Genomic DNA, 19,223 nt, shown 5'->3' with positions numbered 1-19,223 from the left:
TATAAAAAAAGAGCCGCTCGTTATTTAGTGAGCGGCTCTTTTTTTATTTCTTATTTTGTTGATTAGCCTGTTGTTGGCGCATCATATCTTCCATTTTTTGTTGGAAAGATGATTTCTTCTGTACTTTCGGGTTTTTCTTCTTTTCCTCTATTTTTGCTAAAATTGTTTCATCATCAACAAATTGGCGAATAGCAACTTGCGTTAAGAAGGTGAAAACCGCTGAAAGGAAATAATAGTAGTTAAGTCCCGCAGGGAAGTTATTTAAAACAAAGAAAAATATCAGTGGCATGAAGTAACCTATATATTTCATTTGGTTATTCGCCGCACCCGATGTCGAGTTGTTGTACCATGTAGTCAATAGAGTTGTCAGCGTCATGAGTACACACATTAATGAAATGTGGTCTATCCCGATTAGCGGGATCGCTGAAAACGAAATTGGAGCATCGTATGTTGACAGGTCTTTTACCCAAAGGAAACTTTCCCCTCTAAGTTCAAATAGGTTAGGGAAGAAGAAAAAGAAGGCCAATGTAAAAGGCATTTGCAATAGCAATGGAAGACAGCCACCAAGTGGGTTTACGCCAACTTGTTTATAGAGCTTCATCTGTTCTTGCTGTAGCAACATAGGATTGTCGCTGCCTACTTTTTCCTTGATTTCATCCAGTTGAGGTTTTAGTACACGCATCTTAGCCATCGACTGGTAAGATTTATATGTTAATGGGAAAAGGACAGCTTTTAGGAAAATTGTTAATATCAGGATGATAATTCCGTAGCTAACATTAAACCCTTCAAGGACGTCAAAAAGAGGTACCGTGATGAATTTGTTTATCCAGCCCATCGGACCCCAGCCCATTTTAATAATTTTTTGGTATTCATTCCCCTGTGCTTTAAGAATTTTGTACTGGTTGGGACCAAAAAAGAAACTAAAACTATAATGGTTGTCTTTTTGAGCAGAGAATTCTAAATCTGCTAATGCTTTATAATGCTTAATTACTTCCGGGTCGCTATCAGCTGTAACAGTTAATTCTGTGTTTGTTAGCGGTTGGTTTGAGCGTAGCACAGATGTGAAGAAGTGTTGCTTAAAGGCAATCCAACTTAAACTGTTTTTAGGCTTTTCAGAGTCATCACTTGTTTCCGAAAGATTGTCTACGTCGCCGTCAACTTCTTTGAAAAATATACTTGATTTCTCACGCTCCGACTTTGCATTTAACTCTTTACGTAACAAAGTAGTCTGCCAATCCAACATGATGGTGTTGGTTTTAGGGTCCATTAAATTATGGATTCCTACAGCCTTTACGTCAAGCCCTACATTGTAATCGTTGCCTTTAATAGTATAAGTATAGTCTAAATATTGGTTTTCACTATAGCTTAAACGCATGGTTAATGATTGCTCATTGTTTTCAACTACGCTAATGTCTCCGCCCTGAGGTGTAAAGTTTAGCTCGTTTGTGTTGATATTTTCACCATTAGCTTTGAAAACGAAACCGAATTTATTGTTTTCTCCTTCAAATATCAGTAGTGGGTTTCCGTCATAATTCTCTTCACCTTTCAGTTCTACTGATTTTACCCGGCCACCTTTTGAGCTTATTTTAGCGATTATAAGCTCGTTTTCTAACGTGATAACTTGTTCTTCACCTATTGTAGCCATACCAAAAGGTTGAGCGCTAAGTGAAGCTGTATCTACCGTTGTTATGGTGTTTGCTTTTAATGTGTCTGCAACTGAAATATCACCGGCTCTTACTCGTTTGAGAGAGTCTTGAAGTAATTGTTCTTGCTTTAGTTCCTGTTCTGTCGGCTTCATTAAGTAAAATGAACCAGCTAGAATGCCGAAAATCAGGACTAAACCAATTAGGGTATTTCTATCCATTTTGTGTTTTTTATTTATATTTTAATATCCTATCTCTTTTTATTAACAGTTTTTATTGGCTAAAGAGGCGGCTACAAAGCTAACAAAAAGTGGGTGAGGATTTGCAACTGTTGATTTTAATTCTGGGTGAAATTGTGTGGCGATATAAAAAGGGTGATTTTTTATTTCTACAATTTCTACCAATCCAGTTATTGGGTTGATGCCTGTGGCAATCATGCCGGCTTCTTCATATTGTTTAAGATAGTCGTTGTTGAATTCGTAACGATGTCTATGTCTTTCCGATATTTTTGTCTTGCCATAGCTAGCAAAAGCTTTCGTGCCTTTTTTTAGCTCACAATCATAAGCGCCCAGACGCATTGTTCCACCTTTGTCGGTTACATCTTTTTGGTCATCCATTAAATTAATAACAGGGTTTTGGGTTTCAGGCGCCATTTCTGTACTATTGGCATCAGCTAGGCCTAGAACGTTACGGCCAAATTCAATGATTGAACACTGCATACCTAAGCATATTCCGAAGAACGGAATGTTGTTTTCTCTGACATATTTGATGGCAGCTAGCTTTCCGTCCAGTCCGCGCTCTCCGAATCCCGGTGCTACTAAAACACCATCCAGACCTTTGAGTTTTTCTTGTACATTTTCGTTGTGTATGCTTTCTGCAGCAATAAAATTTAATTTTACTCGCGTTTCGTTATTAGCGCCAGCATGTACAAATGCTTCTATGATAGATTTGTAAGCGTCCGGAAGTTCAACATACTTGCCCACCAGTCCGATAGTGACCTCATTGGTCGGGTTTTTTAGTTTACCTAAAAATACTTTCCAGCTATCAAGATTGGGGTCGTTTTTGGTAGATAGTTTTAACTTCGCCAAAGCAGTTTTGTCCAATTGCTCTTTAAGCATATTAAGAGGGACGTCATAAATCGTAGGGGCGTCAATAGACTCAACAACAGCATTGATATTTACATTACAGAACTGCGCTAGTTTCTTTCTTATTTCGTGGGTTAATTTGTGTTCTGTACGACAAACTAAAATGTCGGGTTGTATACCATATTCTAGTAGTGTTTTAACAGAGTGCTGCGTAGGTTTGGTTTTTAATTCGCCCGCAGCAGCTAAATAAGGAACTAAAGTAAGGTGAATAACTAAAGAGTCGTTGTTGCCAAGCTCCCAGCGCAATTGACGAACAGCCTCGATAAAAGGTAAAGATTCGATGTCTCCTACTGTACCGCCTAGCTCGGTTATAATAATATCATATTCATTGTTCTCGCCAAGCAATAACATACGGCGCTTAATTTCGTCTGTGATGTGAGGAACAACTTGTACTGTTTTTCCTAAATAAGCCCCTGCACGTTCTTGTTCAATAACGTGTTGATAAATACGTCCTGTAGTGATGTTGTTTGCTCTAGACGTAGGTACATTAAGAAAACGCTCGTAATGGCCCAAATCAAGGTCGGTTTCCGCTCCATCCTCTGTTACATAACATTCTCCATGTTCATAGGGGTTTAAAGTGCCAGGATCAATATTAATATAAGGGTCGAACTTTTGGATGGTTACTTTAAAGCCGCGAGCTTGAAGGAGTTTGGCAAGAGATGCTGCTATTATGCCTTTCCCTAACGACGAGGTTACGCCGCCCGTAACAAAGATGTATTTACTCATAGTATTTGATGGAATTTCAAGAAGATTAAGCGACAGAATTGTTGCTGAAACTTGCTTGATGTACGGGATACAAAGATAAGGTTTTTTAAAGATTATCTGAAATTAAATTAATGCTTTATCATGGGGATTTTAGAAAAAGTGAAACCTCGGCGTTTGGGGTGGGAGATATCTTGTTTTTATTTAATGGATGGGAGGAAAAGGGAGGGGGATAAAAAAGGCTTCCCTGTTTTAAGGAAGCCTTTTTTTATGTTGTAAACAAGCGTTTAAAATTAAATGCGTTTTGATTTAATACGCGCAGCTTTACCTGTTAATCCACGTAGGTAGAATAATTTCGAACGGCGTACTTTACCATGACTGTTAATATCGATTTTTTCGATGTTAGGTGAGTTTACAGGAAAAATACGTTCAACACCAATACCGTTAGACATTTTACGAACAGTAAAAGTAGCGTTGTTGCCTTCGCTGTTTAATTGGATAACTACCCCTTGGTATACCTGGACACGCTCCTTGTTTCCTTCGCGAATTTTATAATGAACGCTGATGGTATCTCCTGCTTTGAAAGCGGGAACTTCATTTTTTACTACCGCTTGTTCTTCTACAAATTTTACTAAATCCATGATTTTGAGTATTATTAACGACTTATATCCTGTAAAAATCGGATTGCAATATTACAGCTTTTATTTCTAATTTAAAAACACTTTGCAAGTTTTTTATTTATACACTTTGCAAGTGCGTGCAAAGATAAGGTAAAACATTTTATAATACAATGGGATAATAAGAATATTTTCATTATTTATGAGTTGTTGTTTTGTTTCTTTCTGATAAAGAATAGAGTGTTGTGGTGTTTGTGTGATGTTTGTGGGGCTTTTGGACATATTTTTTTAAATAAGTTGTTTTAATGTTAAATTATTGTACCTTTGTGCCACACAAAAAAGGTGATACCAAATTAATCGGGGTGTAGCGTAGCCCGGTATCGCGCCACATTTGGGATGTGGAGGTCGTAGGTTCGAATCCTGCCACCCCGACAAAAAAAGCTCTAACGAAAGTTAGGGCTTTTTTCGTTTACGGGGTTGGCTGATGAGAACCGTGGTTCGATCCGAAGGAGATTCAGGGATGTGTTGGGGGGTGTGGGGCTGAAGCAATCCTGCCACCCCGACCAAGAAAATAAAAGCTCTCTGCAAAACAGACGGCTTTTCTTGTTTTAAGGGGTCGCGAGCTTGCTCGTGTAAGCCTATAATACAAGAAAAGGAAGCGAAGCTTTTATATTTCTTGTGGCACCCCTATACACAGGATCACCGAGCAAAGCGAAGGTAATCCTGCCACCCAATTAAATGCACTCCAAGAAAAAATAGAAAAAAAGAAAGCCATTCTATCAACAGATATTAAGACAACGAATCATTATAAGTCACCAACGGGTGACACAGCGAGGGACGATTTGGGGCGATATGCGTGCAGAATTATTGATATCCGTTAACTTTACTATCCTTTTTGTTAAGAGACCTTTTCGCATATTAACTTTTTGTAAGAAACAACTTAACTGAAATCCAAGAATTAGTATTGATAAATTCCACGAACCAACCAACGAGAGAAGTTTTTTAATTTATCTCGCAGGAACATTCGCAGAGTACCGATTTGGGATTGTTCAGCTTGTTGCCCCAAGCAGAGGGCGAGGACTACGAAGAAGAACAGTTCGCCAACCGAATGAAGAAGAAAGGTAGGAGGTTGTGATTTGCTTGTAAGTTCTATGCCTCACGCAAAGTGAACGGTAAAAAAAGAGTTTAATATTTTATATTGTTGTCGAGTATATTATCTTTGCGACAACAAACGCAGTTAACATGGTTTTAGCAACATTTATCGTACGGATTTTATTGGGAATAATATTGGTAGTTTTCCCTGTAAACGCTTTATTTATTAAAGCATTCAAACCAAAAATGCCCAAAAAGGCTCAAATGGTAATGAATGCTTTTAATGAAACAGGTTATTTATTGACATTTATTCAGGGAACGGAATTAATTATCGGAATTGCCTTGCTTTTGGGCTATTTCACACCATTGGTACTAATGATTTTATTACCTATTTCTATCAATATTCTGTTATTTCACGTATTCCTTGCTCCGCCTGTTGTCGGTCCAGGATTATTTATATTTCTGATGAATGTGTTTTTGGTTTATGCTTATCGTTCTGAATATGTCAATCTTTTAATACCGTAAATATGCAAGATACAAAGTATTGGATTGTCGTAGCGTCAAAAGACCATGTAAAAACGGGGGTAGAACAAGGAATTGCACAAGCCTGTCACGGAAAGGCAACACCATTAAAACGAATGCAAAAAGACGATTTTGTTATTTATTATTCGGGTAAGGAAACTTTTGGCAAGACAGATAAATGTCAGAAATTTACAGCGATAGGAAAAGTGAAAGACGATGAAGTATATCCATTTCAGATATCAGAAAATTTTTGTCCGTTCAGAAGAAATATCGACTTTTTAAATTGTCAAGAAGTTTCCATTATACCGTTAATTAATCTGTTGGAATTTATACCTAATAAAAAAAGTTGGGGCTATCCGTTTCGCTTTGGTATTTTAGAAATAAACAAAAAAGATTTTGACTTGATTTCTTCGTTAATGTTAAAAGAAAATTTATGAATAATACCGTAGAGTTTTATCACGAACAACCCGAAGAAAGTTCGGGCTATCTACTTTGGCAGGTTAGTATGCTTTGGCAAAGAAAGATGAAAAGAGCACTGGATAAACTGGACTTAACGCATACTCAATACGTTTTATTAGCCGTATTGGCGTGGCTTTCCAAAAGCAATGAAACGGTTACACAGGTTGATATTGCCAATCACAGCAATACCGACAGAATGATGGTATCAAAAGTTTTGAGAACCTTGCAGGAAAAAGGGTTTATCAATCGACATGAACACCAAACCGACACACGGGCAAAAAACATTTCTCTTTCAAAAAGCGGAAAGACAATTTTGGAAAAGGCAATTAAAATCGTTGAAGAAACCGATAATAGTTTCTTCTCTGTTTTACAATCGAAAGAAAAATCGTTCAACACTGATATGAGGAAACTTGTAAAAGAAAATAGTGATTTTGATTAAAGACGATCTTTTGTGGGTATCATATCGTATCAATCAAAAACAAAATGGAAGAATTTTACAACGAAACGCTGAACTTCCCGAACCCGAACTTATCGAACAAGACGGAGGGTTTTCAGTAACCCTTTTCAAAAATAAATTGACAGTAGAACAGTTAACGAAACTTGGCTTAAACGAGCGACAGTTAAAAGCTGTTGAATAGGTGAAAGAGAAAGGGAAAATTACGAATAGAGAGTATCAAGAAATAAATTTAGTAGCCAAACCAACTGCAACCCGTGATTTATCAGTGTTAGTTGAATATGGTGTTTTTAGAAATACTGGAAAAGGGGCAGGAAGTTATTACGAAATAATTGGCTCATAATTGGCTCACGATTGTTTCTTTTGGATTAATAAATAGTATTCTAAATGAGTGATAAGCTATCTTTTGAGAAAATTTTTATTCGATCTACAGAAGAATGTGTACGAAGATTAGGTTTGGAAACAGATTATAAAATTGAATCTGATTTTGAAACTATTAATGGCATTGACTGTGCTCTGACATTTAATAAGTCTGAATTTCGTCTTGGAGCGAAAAACTTAAATCGGAACTTAAAGAATCAGCGATATATTTATCAGAGATTTTGCTATGGGTTTTGTGAACTATTTTTAATTTTTGGGGATAATGCAGGGTATCTAATCGAAAGAGGGATGAAAACGTTTAAAATGAACCATTCCGAAGAGTATGCATATAGTGGAACTATTTCTGAACTTAAGCCTCTTGCTTTTGATAATGAGGCGAAATATTTCTTTCGGTGTATTTTCGGCTTTCCAAGTACTTTGGAAGCTAATTTGATTTCATACTTTATCATATCTTTGTTTGAAACGGAATCTGTTAGGCATGCTGGAGGATTGTTGAAAATCCTTGTAAAAGGTATCCGGTAGCATATTTACTTGTCAAAGATTAATGATGACAATTTTTTGATTTTCGACACTTTTGATAAATGCTATTATGAAAAGTTTGAGAAGATTGTCGAGGCTATCTCATTAAACTATCAATTGTTGAGTGGTGTTAAGGTGAGAGAAAAAAGACTTATTTTTCGTAGCGAAAATGCAGAGTTCGAAAGCCCCATATTGCAATCATTTAAAAAACTTAATCTATTACCGAAAAACTCACCCGCGATTTGCGTCGTATAATAATTTTATGGGTTCTCATATCGCATACTCAGTATATGCCAATATCTAACATCATCAAATGGCGCATTGACCATTTCATAACCATTTCCTAGAACAAGCGTACCGACAGGCGTTACTTGATCGAGATTAGTACCTGGACTATAGGGTAAGTTGGGTAAAGTCTGTCCATAGCTAGTCCCCATTAAGAGGAATAAACTAAGATACAAGTAAATTAATTTAGAAATAACCATTGTTTTATTGTATTTAATATTGTTTTATTACGGACAAAACAAACAGAATAAACACCGTACCAGGCGTATTGCTTACTGGGACGATGAAAACAAACGATTATTCGAGTTCATATCCAATAATTTTGAGTTGTCTGCAGAGAAAATAGCGTTGAGTTACAAACAAAGATGGCAAATTGAGTTACTATTCAAGCAGCTAAAACAGAACTTTCCGCTTAAATATTTCTTGGGAGACAATGAAAATGCCATTGAAATACAGATATGGGCAGCTATGCTGGCTAATCTATTAATTACATTGGTAAAAAGTAAGGTAAAACGCCAATGAGCATTTTCAAATATGGTGTCTCTGATCAGAAATCAATTAATGAATTATGTCGATATATATCGTCTCCTTGAAGATCCAGAAGGATGTTGAAGGAAAGTCACTTCTAAGGATGAAAATCGATATGATAATTCACTCTTTAAGGAGCTTGGGGGGCTTGTTTTTTGAAATAAGCAAAAAAAGAACCTCAAAACTAACTAGAATCAACAATGAAAATCAATATGAGATCAGCATATCAAAGTAAGATTGTAGCAGTCTATAGTCACTTTTCCATCAAAGTTACGCATAGTGTATATGATCTAGGAGTATAAAATTTGTATCTTTACTTAAGATTTATATGGAATTTGAGTAAAGGTGAATGCAATCAGCACCATTACCAAATCGTTACCGAAAGAATTTTCAAAGAATCTAAACTACTATTTATAAGCTGATTTAGTCTTTTTTTAGAAAAAAATATTTGTAAACTTGTATTGTCAAATACGGATATTGACAATGGAGTTATAAACATAATTTATTTTACTTGAATCCAAGTTACCATAAGAATACTAAAAATATTTTTGCAAGAATGGTCATAAAGCTCTGAGTGACCTAAAAAATCATGGAAAAGTTAAACAATAAACACTGTTAATATGATACTTTTATTGCTAGTGTTTATATTAAAATTTATTTTAGAATGAAAACATTAGAATTAAACCAAATGGAAAAACTTCAAGGAGGAAAAGTTTTTAGTGACTGTGCAGATTCTGCAATATCTTTAGGATTAACTTTAGCTGGAGCCTTTTTAGTTACTGGTCCAATAGGAGCAGGATTATTTGCAGCTTCTTTTATTTGGGGAAGTGTTGATTTAGCAGGTAGTTGCAAATAATATTTTTATTATGAATTTTTTTCAGAAAAATCGAAGACAAATCCTATTTTTACTATTATATAGTGCTTTATTTTTTTTAGGCATAAACATATATGATTTATTAAAAAATGGTATTAGTGAAAGTGAAAACATATTTATACAACTCTCTGGAGTAATCTCAACCTTTTTACTTTCTCTTGGTTTATTTTGGGAATTGTATATAGTGAATAAGAAAAAAAAACGATTAATATAGATTATAATAAATAGGAGGAGTTTTATAGACTCCTCTTATTTAGTTATAGAGCTATTCATTTAACTTTAAATACGTATTTTTATATCATGGATATTTTTAAAGGTGAGAGGTATCCGCCCTATGAACTACAGTTCAGCTGATTTATAGAAGTTTTGTGGGTAAAGCTTCCAAAGTTCCTTGTGATTGATTGAGGCTATATTTTCTAGGGTATGCTTCAACCATTGGAACGGGTTTACCTCATGCTTCTTGTATGATGGCAAAGAATGAATATATCATGGCTGCGCGTTGTGCTGCCTCATAACTTCCTGCGAAGAGGTAAATATTCATCTGATTATGGAATTGAAAAAAAACAATATACAAAGAACTTATAGAAACCATTCGGTTGGAGCGTATCAGAAAGGGTATCAGTCAGGAATATATGGCGGAACAGCTGGGTATATCCCAAAATGTATACTCACGAATAGAGCGTGGAACAGTTAAACTGGATATTGAACGGTTACATCAGATAGCCGTTATATTGGACATCAATGTGAAAGTGGAATTGCTGACCGAAAAGGGAAAAGACAAATAAACGATGCCGAAAACAGGAAATAGCCCCCTTTTAAACATATAAGCTATAATTTAGAGCTTATAACTATAATTTAAACATATAAGGTTTAGGTTTTTAATTGGGCGTCCCGTAAACTTGTATTGTCAAATGTGCACAGCTTGACAATGGAGTTATAAACATAATTTATTTTACTTAAATTTATTTCAATTATGAAAAAATTAAATTTAGAACAGATGGAGAGCCAGAGTGGGCAGTCTAATGCACAAGCTGTTGTATGTGGAATTGGACTAGGTCTGCTTTTTACTCCGGCTACCTTTTTTGTTGGTGCTGCTGTTAGCACATTAGCCTGTTTAGTAAGTGATAGTGGATCAAATAGATAATTTTAATTAAATTTTTAGATATGAAAAAGATCAATTTTGAAGAAATGGAGAAGATTAGTGCACAAGGTGATGGACAGGATTTCGTAAGTGGAATTCTTTGTGGACTAGCAATAGGAGCAACTGTTGCTTCAGGGGGGACAGGATTAGCTATTGCTGTTGTAGGTTGTGGTGTATTATTTGGAGATTGGTAAAGTTGCCTAAAAAGCTTAATCAAAGGCTGTAATTGTATTTTTATTATAGCCTTTGATTTTAAATAGGAGGAAATGACAAAAAAATCTGAATTATTTATTGTTGTAGTTTTTAGCATTGTCATGGTATTAGTTGCTTTCTTTTATATAAAATACGACATTTTATATAAAAAGGTATTATTCGCTAATATAATTTTGATAATAGTCTACATTTTAGTAAAAAAGAAGAAATAAGTTGTCTTTGTGTTGATTACAATTGGTTGTGGAGCTTATGCTGTAGGACGAGGATTTGGATGGTGGTAAATAAAAACATAAAATATTTTTTCTAATTGCTCGGTATTGTTAATTTCAAGGGCATATTTTCTTTAAATTAACAATACCGTTTTATTAACCCATATTACAATGACAAACAACCTTTTTAAAATAATATTAAGAGTGTTAAGCTTTATAGTTATAGTGTTATTCCTATTTTTACTGATTTTCATATGGGGAGTAGAGGATAGTAAATTTGCGTCTTGGGAAAAACCTATTCAATTTTTTATTGGTTTAGTTTCAATGGTTGTTATTATTTATGGATGGATAGAAAAAAAGGAAAGATCTTGAAGATTAAAATGTCTAAAATAAAATGTTTATTTAACCATGCTTCTGACATGGTATTATTTTGTCTTCCATTATAAATTTTCCTATGCAAGAAAAAACCAATTCCAAACCTTTATACAATAGTTTTTCACTATTCTGTGTCCTGATTTTTATCTATTTGGGCATAGCATTCTACATGAATAACTATTCTCCGACGAAAGAATTGTATTACGATAGCTTAAGAGACAATCTTTCGGAGATACAGATAAAAACCCTGATTGAGCAAGGGCATCGCTATGCTTGGTTGGGTTATGTTCTTTTGGTATTGTTGGTTTTTCTTCGAGTTTCTATAACCTCAGCGATAATATATACCGCCACGACCTTGGCAGATATGAAAGTGCGATTCAAAGATCTGTTCAGTATAGCTCTAAAAGCGGACTTTATTTTTATTATTCCTTTGGTGATACAAGTCATCTGGATCAATGTAACGCCCAAGCAACTTACCTTAGAAGATGTTCAGTATTTTGCCCCTTTATCTCTGCTCAATCTTGTAAACCCAAAAGGCATAGATGCCCTGTGGATTTACCCTTTCCAAACACTTAGTGTCTTTGAAGTGGCATATTGGATAGCTTTGGCTTATGGGCTAAAACAACTTTTGAACAACAGTTTGGATGAGTCCTTTTCTCTGGTCATCAAATCCTATTTGCCGGCTCTGCTGCTTTGGGTTGCTTTTGTGATGTTCCTTACCGTAACCATATCGCCCGCTTAGCCGAGCAATTTCTTATTCGATACCGATTAGTTATAAATTATGAAGAAAATCATTATTTACAGCCTGTATTTTGTGATTACTGCGTTGGTTGTCAGTCTGCTTTATTTTACGATGGCCAAACAGCGGAAGAAAGAGCAATTACTTGTTGAGATTGCTACGATGCCGGATATTACCTTTCGGGATATGCGACAACAGAAAGACATCCACATAAGAACATATATCGGAGATTCTGCCTTATGCTTGGTACAAATCGACCCGGATTGTTTTTTTTGCCAGGAGCAGGTCAAGGATATGTTAGACAAGCAACATCTTTTTAACGATATGGCTGTGCTCTTTGTATCGCCTGCACCGGAAGAGAAGCTAAGGGCATACGCCGAACAGATAGAACTGCACAAATATCCACACTTCCAGTTATTGTATGACGCAGACCTGCTCTTTCCACAGACTTTCGATACAGCAACCACACCTACAACAATTGTCTACAATGTCAAAGGGAATATGGTCGTCAAACATGAAGGATTGATAAAAACAGAAAAAATCATTGAAGAACTCACCAATGAATAGCGTTGCAATGAAAAAAAATTATTCCCTTAAGGCGCTGAAAAAAATAATAGTCCGACAGCAGGATCAATCCGACTGTGGTGTGGCAGCTCTTCAGACCGTTATTCAGTGGCATGGTGGTATCGCTTTTTCGGAAGATATTCGAATCGGAACAGGCACAAATATAAACGGCACCAGCATGCTTGGGCTTTATCAGGCAGCTTCGGAGTTTGGGTTGGATGCGGAAGGCTACGAGATGGATGTGGAGCATCTCTTGAAGCAGGAAGAACCTTGTATTCTCCATCTATTGTTGGATGGTCAGCGACTGCATTATATGGTTTATCTCGGTTACTCCACCAGTAAAGAAGAGATAATTTTAGGCGACCCGGCTGAGGGGTTGAAACTTCTTTCTCCAGATGAGCTCATCAAATTATGGGCAAGCAAAAGCGCATTGACGATGACGCCTAACAATAATTTCCGACAAGCAGAAAAATCATTGGCAAAAGAAAAAAGAACCTGGTTTATCGATAATCTGCGGGAAGATGTTCCTTTGTTGGGTATCAGTGTTCTGCTTGGGTTTTTTATTGCTGTTATTGGTTTGTCCACGGCTATTTTTTCCCAAAAGCTGATTGACCAGTTCCTACCGGATAGAAACAGCCAATATATTGTTGTAGGGTTGGTCTTGCTATTTGTCGTTTTGTTGAGCCGATCATTGCTGTCATACCTTCGCCAGCATGTGATGCTCAGGCAAGGACAGGCCTATAATGAACGGCTAACAGGCTATTTTATCGACAAAATACTACGGTTGCCCAAGATATTTTATGACAGCCGTAAAAGCGGCGATATGATTGCACGTCTGAATGATACCCAGCGTATCCAACGCAATATCAACTATATGGTGGGTAATGTCGTTGTTGATCTGTTGATCAGTATAGTTAGTTTAGTCGCGGTGTTTGTCTATTCTTTGCCCGTTGGGCTGCTTACCCTGATATTTATTCCTATCATCATTCTTCTGATATACAGTTATACGGAAAGGTTCGTTTTCGGTCAAAAGGAGGTTATGACTGCCTATGCTCATACAGAAAGCTATTATATCAACACGTTGAATGCCATCTCTGCTATTAAAGAGAATCATGCGCATGCATTTTTTGCTGATATAGGCAAGAACGTATTCTCTTTGTATCAAAAGGCTGTATTTAAACTGGGGCAGTATGGCAATCAATTAACCGCTAAAGTTGATGTATTAGCTTCTTTTATTACGGTAGCTGTTATCTCGATGTGTGTTTACCTGTATTATCAGGATAAAATGACCGTGGGCACTATCATTGCTATCATTTCGTTGGTTTCGTCTATTTTACCTGCGGTCGTGCGATTGGCACAGATTAATTTGCAGATACAGGAAATTAAGGTTGCTTTTAACAGAATGTATGATCTGACCAATACGCGTGAGGAAGTAATCGATGAAGAACAGCGTGAATTAAGCTTTGACAGCTTATGCCTGCAAAATGTCGGCTTTCGATTCAAGGGGCAGCAGCAATTACTTGAAAAGGTGAATTTAGAAGTGAACAAGGGCGAACTTGTTGGCATTGTCGGCTATAGCGGAGCTGGTAAAAGTACGCTTTTACAGCTTATTCAAGGTTTGTACGGAATAGATAGCGGCTGTACGTCGGTAAATGGTCATACGCAAGACTTGACTAAAACCTTAGCATGGAGGTCAATTTATGCTACAGTACCGCAGGACATCAAGCTTTTTAACGGGAATGTTTATTCAAATGTAGTAATGGACAAACCATGTTCCATAGAAGAGTTTCGGATATTCTGTGAGAATTATGGATTTCACCAATTCTTCATTCAGTGGCCTATGGGGTATCAGACCCCGTTAGGAGATGACGGTGTCAGACTGTCCGGTGGGCAAAGGCAGATTCTTGCCTTGGCAAGGGCTTTATATAAAAAACCACAATTATTATTGTTGGACGAAGCTACCTCTGCACTGGATGCCACTACGGAATCCTTTATCCTCGCTTTGCTCCAAAAGTTGAAAACAGAACACTGTATATCCATTCTTTTTATCACGCATCGTGGTATAATTAGTGAAATAGCGGATAGATTGTACCTTTTAGAAAATAGGACAGTGCAGCTGTATGAGAAAAACGAGAAGAATGAATTAAATCTATAAGGTTTAGCTTTCTAAGCCGTTGCTCTGTAAACTTGTATTGTCAAGCACGGAGTTTGGCAACGGAGTTATAAACATAATCTAAGTACATGACAAAAATTGGATTAGATTGATGTTTAGCTTATTGAATCCTGATAATAAACATTCTGCGATATAATCAAGTCCATATTTGATGGTTGATACGGCTTTTCTTTAATGCTTTTTTATTTTAATGGGTCGAATCTGTGCATGAATATAGTTTCCAACTTTATAGCACCACAGTCATGCTATCAAGATAAGCATGAATAATTTTTCGAGTCTGTCAAGATCAGTAACATGGGAATCTTCTATATGAAATCCACTAGACTTCATGAATCGAAATAGCGTTTTGATTAATGCTTTTGCAAGTAGAAAATGATGACATAATAAGTTTCAAGAACAACAATGAGTGGTTAGGCAATCACCCAACGACAGCAATTATTTTTTCTGATACGGAAGATACTTGTAATAAAATCAAAGATGTTTACACAGGAAGTTTCAGCGAATTGGTTTTCAGCGAACTTCCATCCGAAAGGGACATACTAAAAACTTTGACAACAGTAGCGGATAGATTGAAACCAATAGAATGGAATATAAAGCCATACTGAAGCCGTGTGTTTTCCCCTAGCTCACCAGTGGCTTGCTAAACACCTTCTTCACTTAGATCTGATACCGCTATAGCTTAGTTTTAGGCACGCAGAAAATGATTAAATGCACTCGCACTGTCAAGGCTAAGACAGTGTGAGTGCATTTAAAATTTAGAGAAACGAAGTTCTCAAGATTATTTTATTCTGCTGGCGGTGTCCATATTGTAGATCCTATGTACCGTTCAGGTCCTGTAATGCTGTCCATGAAGTAATAAACGATGACGATCTTTCCATCCTTACGTTGTACGATTCTGGAATAACCAATGTCTTGCCCTGAGCCATCCTTGCGTAATACGAACTCTTTGCTCCAAGTCCGTCCGTTATCACTACTCAATAAAGCTCTGATGCCACTTGTTTTAGTGCCTTTTTGAATACTTTCGTAATCCGCTCTATATCCATAAACTAAGCATAACCGACCGTCTTGTAGTTTGATCATTGCAGGCGGGTTGCCTATTCCCGTATCTTCCACAGGGTTATTCAGAGATTCCCAGGTGCGTCCGTTATCTTTTGAGAGGCTCAAAGCGATAAACCGCTGAGTTTCCTCTCTTCTTCTTTGTGCCACTATAATATCTGTTTCCGATAGGCGTACCGAAGCCGGCATAATAGCGAAGCCTTCAGGTTCGTCACCTATCCACGATAAAAAATTCCATGACATTCCTCCGTCTTTGCTACGTATAGCTGCTATTCGTCCTTCTTCACCATTCGCCTTTGCAACGGTAATAAAAGCTGTACACTGATCTTCACTATCTATTAAGTAGTCTGTTCTTGCGGCCGTGCCTTTTAGCTTCAGCTGTGCTAATTCAAATGGACCATCCCAGCTTTTCCCTCTATCGTAAGAATACCAAAACCAAGAGCTCCCTGCTGAAATTGAGTTAGACCTTAGCGTCATTGCAAAATCGGGGTGTTTGAAATTTATTTTCTGTGTTAATTTTTTTGGTTTGGATATATCTTTTCGTGCTTTGCCTGCAGAGAATCCGTGAGATACTAAACCTTTCTTGGAGGGATCTTCAATAGTCCATGTAGCCCCGCCATCTAGACTTCGGGCAAAAAGATGTACCTCAGGTTTGTCGCGATCAATATTATGCTTGCTATGCCCCATGTCTTTATGGTAGCCTTTTGAGAAACCAACGAGTATTTCATTGTCCCATATCCATATTCCGTGGTTGGCGGGCCAGCCAGCATACATACCTTTCTCGTGAAACACTTTGGTATGTTGAATTTGGCTTTCGTTATGTTGTCCAAATGTCAGAAGGCATGATGCAATTAGTAAAGAAATGAACAGATATTTCATAATCAGTCTAGTTTTATGTTTAGTTACGATACAAATGTAATATTCCTACAATCCAAAATATTGTAGTTTATTTTCAATGTTTTGTATTAAAATAACTTATATCTTATTACTAGTAAACATATTGTTTAACTGTTTTGGTTGAATTTGACTCCATGAATTAAGTTTGATTAGTATTTATGAAATTAAAGAACGGCCGCTATAACCGCGTGCACGGCGGGGTGTCGTTAAGGTTCTATTTACCCGCGCGCTGACGATTTAATAGATCGGGCTATAGCGACAGAAAATATATCAAGCTTATCCTGCAGAAGACACTTCCATCAATGTGAAACAACTATATTTATCTGTATATTGGTTTAATTATCCAACTTATTTAGATTATGTCATTAAACTTCGCCCATCTCTCAGCTAGGCATGGGGTGCCAGCATCAACAAAATACAGCGGCTACCTGTCCTTTCTGAATAGCATGCCTGTGCAAACCATACAGACCGCTTTGGGACACCGTAGTTTTAAGAATAATGATTTTCAATGGATAGAAGTAAAAGACCAAGCAAGCGAAGGCAACGATAAACTTAGCTTGAAACAAGAAAGCCCTTCCCTCTGGATATTTATTGCTCTGCTGGGTGACTATAAACTCAATGTCGAGCCACAGATTAACCTCGAATATGGTGAAACATTTACATTGGCCAGTAAGCGTAATCAGTTAGATATAGATATTTATAAAACAAAATTTTGGTTGTTTGCAGTGAGGTTTCGGCAACTAACATTTGAGCCACTAGCAGAAGAGTTTCCAGCTTTAGCCCCTCTCAAAGAGTTTGCAAGCAAGCAGACGCAAGATTGGCCTGTGGGTAAAGCCAAAGTTTCGGCTCGACTGATCAGTATTTTAGAATCCTTAAGGAAACTCGACTTCCTGCCCTATAGCGGGCCAATAATGATGGCGGCATGGAACTTAAAGCTACTCAATCATATTCTGCAAGAAAACAAAAGCCCGATAAGTCCAGAGCCCGAGCAAAGTGATATTCAAAATTATCATCGAGCAGTGAAATACATCGGAACACATTATGCTGAAAATCTAACCTTAGAAAAAATAGCGTCAGCAATGCATCTCAGCGTGAGAAGTTTAACACGGAGCTTCGAAGGCAGGCCGCACACAGTGAACGGATTAATCTTACACCTCAAGCTTCACAAAGCCCGTGAGCTAATTATGTTTACAGAACTACCGATCAGTGATATTGCCTATACACTGCACTTTTCATGTCCTAAATATTTCAGCAGTGTATTTAAACGAAAATTTCAAAAAAGCCCTAGAAATTATAGGGCTCAAACGCAACAAGCACAATTAGGATTACGTATGCCATATTATCAAAAGCGATCTTGATAGTATATTGATTTGTCCTAGCTGTCCCTAGCTGATACACCTCATACAACTGACTTCAAACCACTGCTAAACACAATACAGTGCACGTAGAAAGAAGCAGAATGGCAACATAAGAGAGAGCTCGGCATGCAGAGTAACCTAAAGTTACTGCTGAATACCGCATCGTGCATGCAGAGTGAAACAGACTGATAGTAGAATAGAAAACTCTGCATCCAGACCGTCGTAAAACTACTACTAAATACCGCATCGTGTGCTCAGATAGGAGCAGAGTGGCACCAGAATAGAAAATTCTGCATCCAGACCACCGTAAAACTACTACTAAATACTGCATCGTATATGCAGAATGAAATATTCTGCAGAAGGTTTACAAGTTTCTGCCTGCAGAATGAGAAAAAAGACCTAAAAAACAGCTTTTACAGATGCTTAATGAACTTTTTGCAAAGTCAATTATGCTAAAGGTATAATATCTAGCCAGCAGAAAGTGAGCTCTGTTTTTCAGATTGGCTCGATTCCCCACCTCTTATAGGTTTTTCGTCTCTACGTTTGTAGTACAATGAAACAGATGGTTTAATTAAATTTTTATTATTATGGCAAAGCCAACATTATTATCAAAAATCGGAAGCGCAGCAAAGCTGCTACACTACGCCGAATCAGTACTGGTAAAAACAAGAGAAAATGCCAGTATTTTCACAGAGCCCAACCCAACTATGGATGATTTGGAGGCGGCAATAGAAACATTTAAACGCAGCATGACAGAAGCTAGGTTTCGCGACATGCGACAAGTGGTATTAAAAAACCAGCACGCAATTGCGCTAAAAAAATTGCTGTACAACCTATCGTTGTATGTCGAAACTATTGCGCAAGGCGATCCTGCGTTAATTTTAGCCGCTGGGTTTACCCCCTCAAAAGACAACCGCACACCTATAGGTATAGCACCAAAACCGACTGACTTGCGCGCTGAAGTGTTGCACCCGGGCACAAACAGCGTGCATATTCGTGTAAAGCACTGGAAGCCGGCACGGTTCTACCAGTTCGAATACAGGAAAGCGGATGAAGAAGCGCAGTGGACAAAAGTACTGAGTTCTAGTTCGAAAACACTTCTGACGAATCTCGAGTATTTGAAAGTCTATGAATTTAGAGCTGCATATCTTAGCTCTGATCCGCTTGTGATAAACTACAGTGAAACTGCACGCTGCGTGGTCGTGTGAATCTGGCAAGCAGGGCAACTTCGTATAAAGTTTCTCTGCTTGCTTTTTCAAAAGATTCTGCCAATAGGT

The 19,223-nt window shown here is 37.2% G+C and carries 23 protein-coding genes, 1 tRNA gene and 1 pseudogene; 18 read left to right on the top strand and 7 right to left on the bottom strand.

All coding sequences use genetic code 11. The annotated features are described in order from the left end of the window. Nucleotides 1-43: 43 nt before the first annotated feature. The 3 genes from yidC to rplS all read right to left on the bottom strand — a co-directional run bounded on the left by yidC (nt 44) and on the right by rplS (nt 4,131). Nucleotides 44-1,864 carry a membrane protein insertase YidC gene (gene yidC, locus ORI89_RS09475; RefSeq protein ID WP_268230222.1) on the bottom strand — a complete coding sequence of 607 codons (1,821 nt, stop codon included), beginning with the start codon at nt 1,862-1,864 and terminating at the stop codon, nt 44-46. Nucleotides 1,865-1,906: 42 nt separating this feature from the next. After that, nucleotides 1,907-3,514 (bottom strand): CTP synthase, encoded by a 1,608-nt coding sequence (locus ORI89_RS09470; protein WP_268230221.1) that lies wholly within the window; start codon nt 3,512-3,514, stop codon nt 1,907-1,909. Between the two features lie 269 nt (nt 3,515-3,783). Next, nucleotides 3,784-4,131, bottom strand: a complete 348-nt coding sequence (rplS, locus tag ORI89_RS09465; RefSeq protein WP_268230220.1) for a 50S ribosomal protein L19 — start codon at nt 4,129-4,131, stop codon at nt 3,784-3,786. Between the two features lie 334 nt (nt 4,132-4,465). Here rplS and ORI89_RS09460 point away from each other — a divergent pair. The 7 genes from ORI89_RS09460 to ORI89_RS09430 all read left to right on the top strand — a co-directional run bounded on the left by ORI89_RS09460 (nt 4,466) and on the right by ORI89_RS09430 (nt 7,537). After that, nucleotides 4,466-4,539 (top strand) — tRNA-Pro (locus tag ORI89_RS09460). A gap of 810 nt (nt 4,540-5,349) precedes the next feature. Beyond that, entirely contained in the window at nt 5,350-5,724 is a 375-nt protein-coding gene (locus ORI89_RS09455) for a DoxX family membrane protein (protein WP_268230219.1), read from the top strand. Nucleotides 5,725-5,726: 2 nt separating this feature from the next. Further along, nucleotides 5,727-6,158: an EVE domain-containing protein gene (locus tag ORI89_RS09450; RefSeq protein ID WP_268230218.1), complete on the top strand. Its 432-nt coding sequence runs from the start codon at nt 5,727-5,729 to the stop codon at nt 6,156-6,158. Then, nucleotides 6,155-6,619 carry a MarR family winged helix-turn-helix transcriptional regulator gene (locus tag ORI89_RS09445; protein WP_268230217.1) on the top strand — a complete coding sequence of 155 codons (465 nt, stop codon included), beginning with the start codon at nt 6,155-6,157 and terminating at the stop codon, nt 6,617-6,619. The genes ORI89_RS09450 and ORI89_RS09445 overlap by 4 nt, the downstream gene beginning before the upstream one ends. 10 nt (nt 6,620-6,629) lie before the next feature. Then, the gene (locus ORI89_RS09440; protein ID WP_268230216.1) at nt 6,630-6,818 is read left to right on the top strand and encodes a hypothetical protein; all 189 of its coding nucleotides are present in this window, start codon (nt 6,630-6,632) and stop codon (nt 6,816-6,818) included. Then, nucleotides 6,819-6,977 (top strand): hypothetical protein, encoded by a 159-nt coding sequence (locus ORI89_RS09435; protein WP_268230215.1) that lies wholly within the window; start codon nt 6,819-6,821, stop codon nt 6,975-6,977. 44 nt (nt 6,978-7,021) lie between these two features. Continuing rightward, nucleotides 7,022-7,537: a hypothetical protein gene (locus ORI89_RS09430; RefSeq protein WP_268230214.1), complete on the top strand. Its 516-nt coding sequence runs from the start codon at nt 7,022-7,024 to the stop codon at nt 7,535-7,537. Between the two features lie 257 nt (nt 7,538-7,794). Here ORI89_RS09430 and ORI89_RS09425 read toward each other — a convergent pair whose 3' ends face one another. Further along, nucleotides 7,795-8,019, bottom strand: a complete 225-nt coding sequence (locus tag ORI89_RS09425) for a hypothetical protein (RefSeq protein ID WP_268230213.1) — start codon at nt 8,017-8,019, stop codon at nt 7,795-7,797. A 7-nt stretch (nt 8,020-8,026) separates the two neighbouring features. Here ORI89_RS09425 and ORI89_RS09420 point away from each other — a divergent pair, with 7 nt between their 5' ends. Next, nucleotides 8,027-8,341, top strand: a complete 315-nt coding sequence (locus ORI89_RS09420) for a transposase (RefSeq protein ID WP_268230212.1) — start codon at nt 8,027-8,029, stop codon at nt 8,339-8,341. A gap of 670 nt (nt 8,342-9,011) precedes the next feature. After that, nucleotides 9,012-9,203 (top strand): hypothetical protein, encoded by a 192-nt coding sequence (locus ORI89_RS09415; protein WP_268230211.1) that lies wholly within the window; start codon nt 9,012-9,014, stop codon nt 9,201-9,203. 357 nt (nt 9,204-9,560) lie between these two features. Here the strand turns inward: ORI89_RS09415 and ORI89_RS09410 are convergent. After that, a pseudogene (locus tag ORI89_RS09410) lies at nt 9,561-9,753 on the bottom strand (IS66 family transposase); the annotation flags it as partial. Nucleotides 9,754-9,817: 64 nt separating this feature from the next. On the opposite strand from ORI89_RS09410, the gene ORI89_RS09405 reads away from it, so the two are divergent. The 7 genes from ORI89_RS09405 to ORI89_RS09375 all read left to right on the top strand — a co-directional run bounded on the left by ORI89_RS09405 (nt 9,818) and on the right by ORI89_RS09375 (nt 15,240). Beyond that, the gene (locus ORI89_RS09405) at nt 9,818-10,006 is read left to right on the top strand and encodes a helix-turn-helix domain-containing protein (RefSeq protein ID WP_268230210.1); all 189 of its coding nucleotides are present in this window, start codon (nt 9,818-9,820) and stop codon (nt 10,004-10,006) included. A 188-nt stretch (nt 10,007-10,194) separates the two neighbouring features. Continuing rightward, nucleotides 10,195-10,365, top strand: coding sequence for a hypothetical protein (locus tag ORI89_RS09400; protein WP_268230209.1), 171 nt, complete (start codon nt 10,195-10,197; stop codon nt 10,363-10,365). Nucleotides 10,366-10,385: 20 nt separating this feature from the next. Next, on the top strand, nt 10,386-10,556 hold the full coding sequence (locus ORI89_RS09395; protein WP_268230208.1) for a hypothetical protein: 171 nt from the start codon (nt 10,386-10,388) through the stop codon (nt 10,554-10,556). A 772-nt stretch (nt 10,557-11,328) separates the two neighbouring features. Then, the gene (locus ORI89_RS09390; RefSeq protein WP_268230207.1) at nt 11,329-11,901 is read left to right on the top strand and encodes a hypothetical protein; all 573 of its coding nucleotides are present in this window, start codon (nt 11,329-11,331) and stop codon (nt 11,899-11,901) included. Between the two features lie 39 nt (nt 11,902-11,940). Continuing rightward, on the top strand, nt 11,941-12,465 hold the full coding sequence (locus ORI89_RS09385; protein ID WP_268230206.1) for a redoxin domain-containing protein: 525 nt from the start codon (nt 11,941-11,943) through the stop codon (nt 12,463-12,465). 7 nt (nt 12,466-12,472) lie between these two features. Next, nucleotides 12,473-14,617, top strand: coding sequence for a peptidase domain-containing ABC transporter (locus ORI89_RS09380; RefSeq protein WP_268230205.1), 2,145 nt, complete (start codon nt 12,473-12,475; stop codon nt 14,615-14,617). A 371-nt stretch (nt 14,618-14,988) separates the two neighbouring features. Further along, entirely contained in the window at nt 14,989-15,240 is a 252-nt protein-coding gene (locus ORI89_RS09375; protein ID WP_268230204.1) for a hypothetical protein, read from the top strand. Nucleotides 15,241-15,418: 178 nt separating this feature from the next. Here the strand turns inward: ORI89_RS09375 and ORI89_RS09370 are convergent, their stop codons facing one another. Further along, complete coding sequence (locus ORI89_RS09370) at nt 15,419-16,570, bottom strand: sialidase family protein (RefSeq protein WP_268230203.1); 1,152 nt, start codon at nt 16,568-16,570, stop codon at nt 15,419-15,421. A gap of 377 nt (nt 16,571-16,947) precedes the next feature. Between ORI89_RS09370 and ORI89_RS09365 the strand changes: the two genes are divergently transcribed. Beyond that, nucleotides 16,948-17,946, top strand: coding sequence for a helix-turn-helix transcriptional regulator (locus ORI89_RS09365; protein WP_268230202.1), 999 nt, complete (start codon nt 16,948-16,950; stop codon nt 17,944-17,946). Nucleotides 17,947-18,586: 640 nt separating this feature from the next. Here the strand turns inward: ORI89_RS09365 and ORI89_RS09360 are convergent. Further along, the gene (locus ORI89_RS09360) at nt 18,587-18,721 is read right to left on the bottom strand and encodes a hypothetical protein (protein ID WP_268230201.1); all 135 of its coding nucleotides are present in this window, start codon (nt 18,719-18,721) and stop codon (nt 18,587-18,589) included. On the opposite strand from ORI89_RS09360, the gene ORI89_RS09355 reads away from it, so the two are divergent. Next, complete coding sequence (locus ORI89_RS09355; protein ID WP_268230200.1) at nt 18,720-19,154, top strand: hypothetical protein; 435 nt, start codon at nt 18,720-18,722, stop codon at nt 19,152-19,154. The genes ORI89_RS09360 and ORI89_RS09355 overlap by 2 nt on opposite strands. The last annotated feature ends 69 nt before the right edge of the window (nt 19,155-19,223 follow it).

This window comes from Sphingobacterium sp. UT-1RO-CII-1 (assembly GCF_026711005.1).
Classification (GTDB): domain Bacteria; phylum Bacteroidota; class Bacteroidia; order Sphingobacteriales; family Sphingobacteriaceae; genus Sphingobacterium.
This window is presented reverse-complemented; position numbering and strand designations above follow the sequence as displayed.

Bases quoted from the DNA above. Each gene is read 5' to 3' on its own strand.
- yidC (WP_268230222.1), bottom strand. From the start codon at position 1,864: ATGGATAGAAATACCCTAATTGGTTTAGTCCTGATTTTCGGCATTCTA.
- ORI89_RS09470 (WP_268230221.1), bottom strand. From the start codon at position 3,514: ATGAGTAAATACATCTTTGTTACGGGCGGCGTAACCTCGTCGTTAGGG.
- rplS (WP_268230220.1), bottom strand. From the start codon at position 4,131: ATGGATTTAGTAAAATTTGTAGAAGAACAAGCGGTAGTAAAAAATGAA.
- ORI89_RS09455 (WP_268230219.1), top strand. From the start codon at position 5,350: ATGGTTTTAGCAACATTTATCGTACGGATTTTATTGGGAATAATATTG.
- ORI89_RS09450 (WP_268230218.1), top strand. From the start codon at position 5,727: ATGCAAGATACAAAGTATTGGATTGTCGTAGCGTCAAAAGACCATGTA.
- ORI89_RS09445 (WP_268230217.1), top strand. From the start codon at position 6,155: ATGAATAATACCGTAGAGTTTTATCACGAACAACCCGAAGAAAGTTCG.
- ORI89_RS09430 (WP_268230214.1), top strand. From the start codon at position 7,022: ATGAGTGATAAGCTATCTTTTGAGAAAATTTTTATTCGATCTACAGAA.
- ORI89_RS09425 (WP_268230213.1), bottom strand. From the start codon at position 8,019: ATGGTTATTTCTAAATTAATTTACTTGTATCTTAGTTTATTCCTCTTA.
- ORI89_RS09415 (WP_268230211.1), top strand. From the start codon at position 9,012: ATGAAAACATTAGAATTAAACCAAATGGAAAAACTTCAAGGAGGAAAA.
- ORI89_RS09400 (WP_268230209.1), top strand. From the start codon at position 10,195: ATGAAAAAATTAAATTTAGAACAGATGGAGAGCCAGAGTGGGCAGTCT.
- ORI89_RS09395 (WP_268230208.1), top strand. From the start codon at position 10,386: ATGAAAAAGATCAATTTTGAAGAAATGGAGAAGATTAGTGCACAAGGT.
- ORI89_RS09390 (WP_268230207.1), top strand. From the start codon at position 11,329: ATGAATAACTATTCTCCGACGAAAGAATTGTATTACGATAGCTTAAGA.
- ORI89_RS09385 (WP_268230206.1), top strand. From the start codon at position 11,941: ATGAAGAAAATCATTATTTACAGCCTGTATTTTGTGATTACTGCGTTG.
- ORI89_RS09380 (WP_268230205.1), top strand. From the start codon at position 12,473: ATGAAAAAAAATTATTCCCTTAAGGCGCTGAAAAAAATAATAGTCCGA.
- ORI89_RS09375 (WP_268230204.1), top strand. From the start codon at position 14,989: ATGCTTTTGCAAGTAGAAAATGATGACATAATAAGTTTCAAGAACAAC.
- ORI89_RS09370 (WP_268230203.1), bottom strand. From the start codon at position 16,570: ATGAAATATCTGTTCATTTCTTTACTAATTGCATCATGCCTTCTGACA.
- ORI89_RS09365 (WP_268230202.1), top strand. From the start codon at position 16,948: ATGTCATTAAACTTCGCCCATCTCTCAGCTAGGCATGGGGTGCCAGCA.
- ORI89_RS09355 (WP_268230200.1), top strand. From the start codon at position 18,720: ATGCGACAAGTGGTATTAAAAAACCAGCACGCAATTGCGCTAAAAAAA.
- ORI89_RS09360 (WP_268230201.1), bottom strand. From the start codon at position 18,721: ATGTCGCGAAACCTAGCTTCTGTCATGCTGCGTTTAAATGTTTCTATT.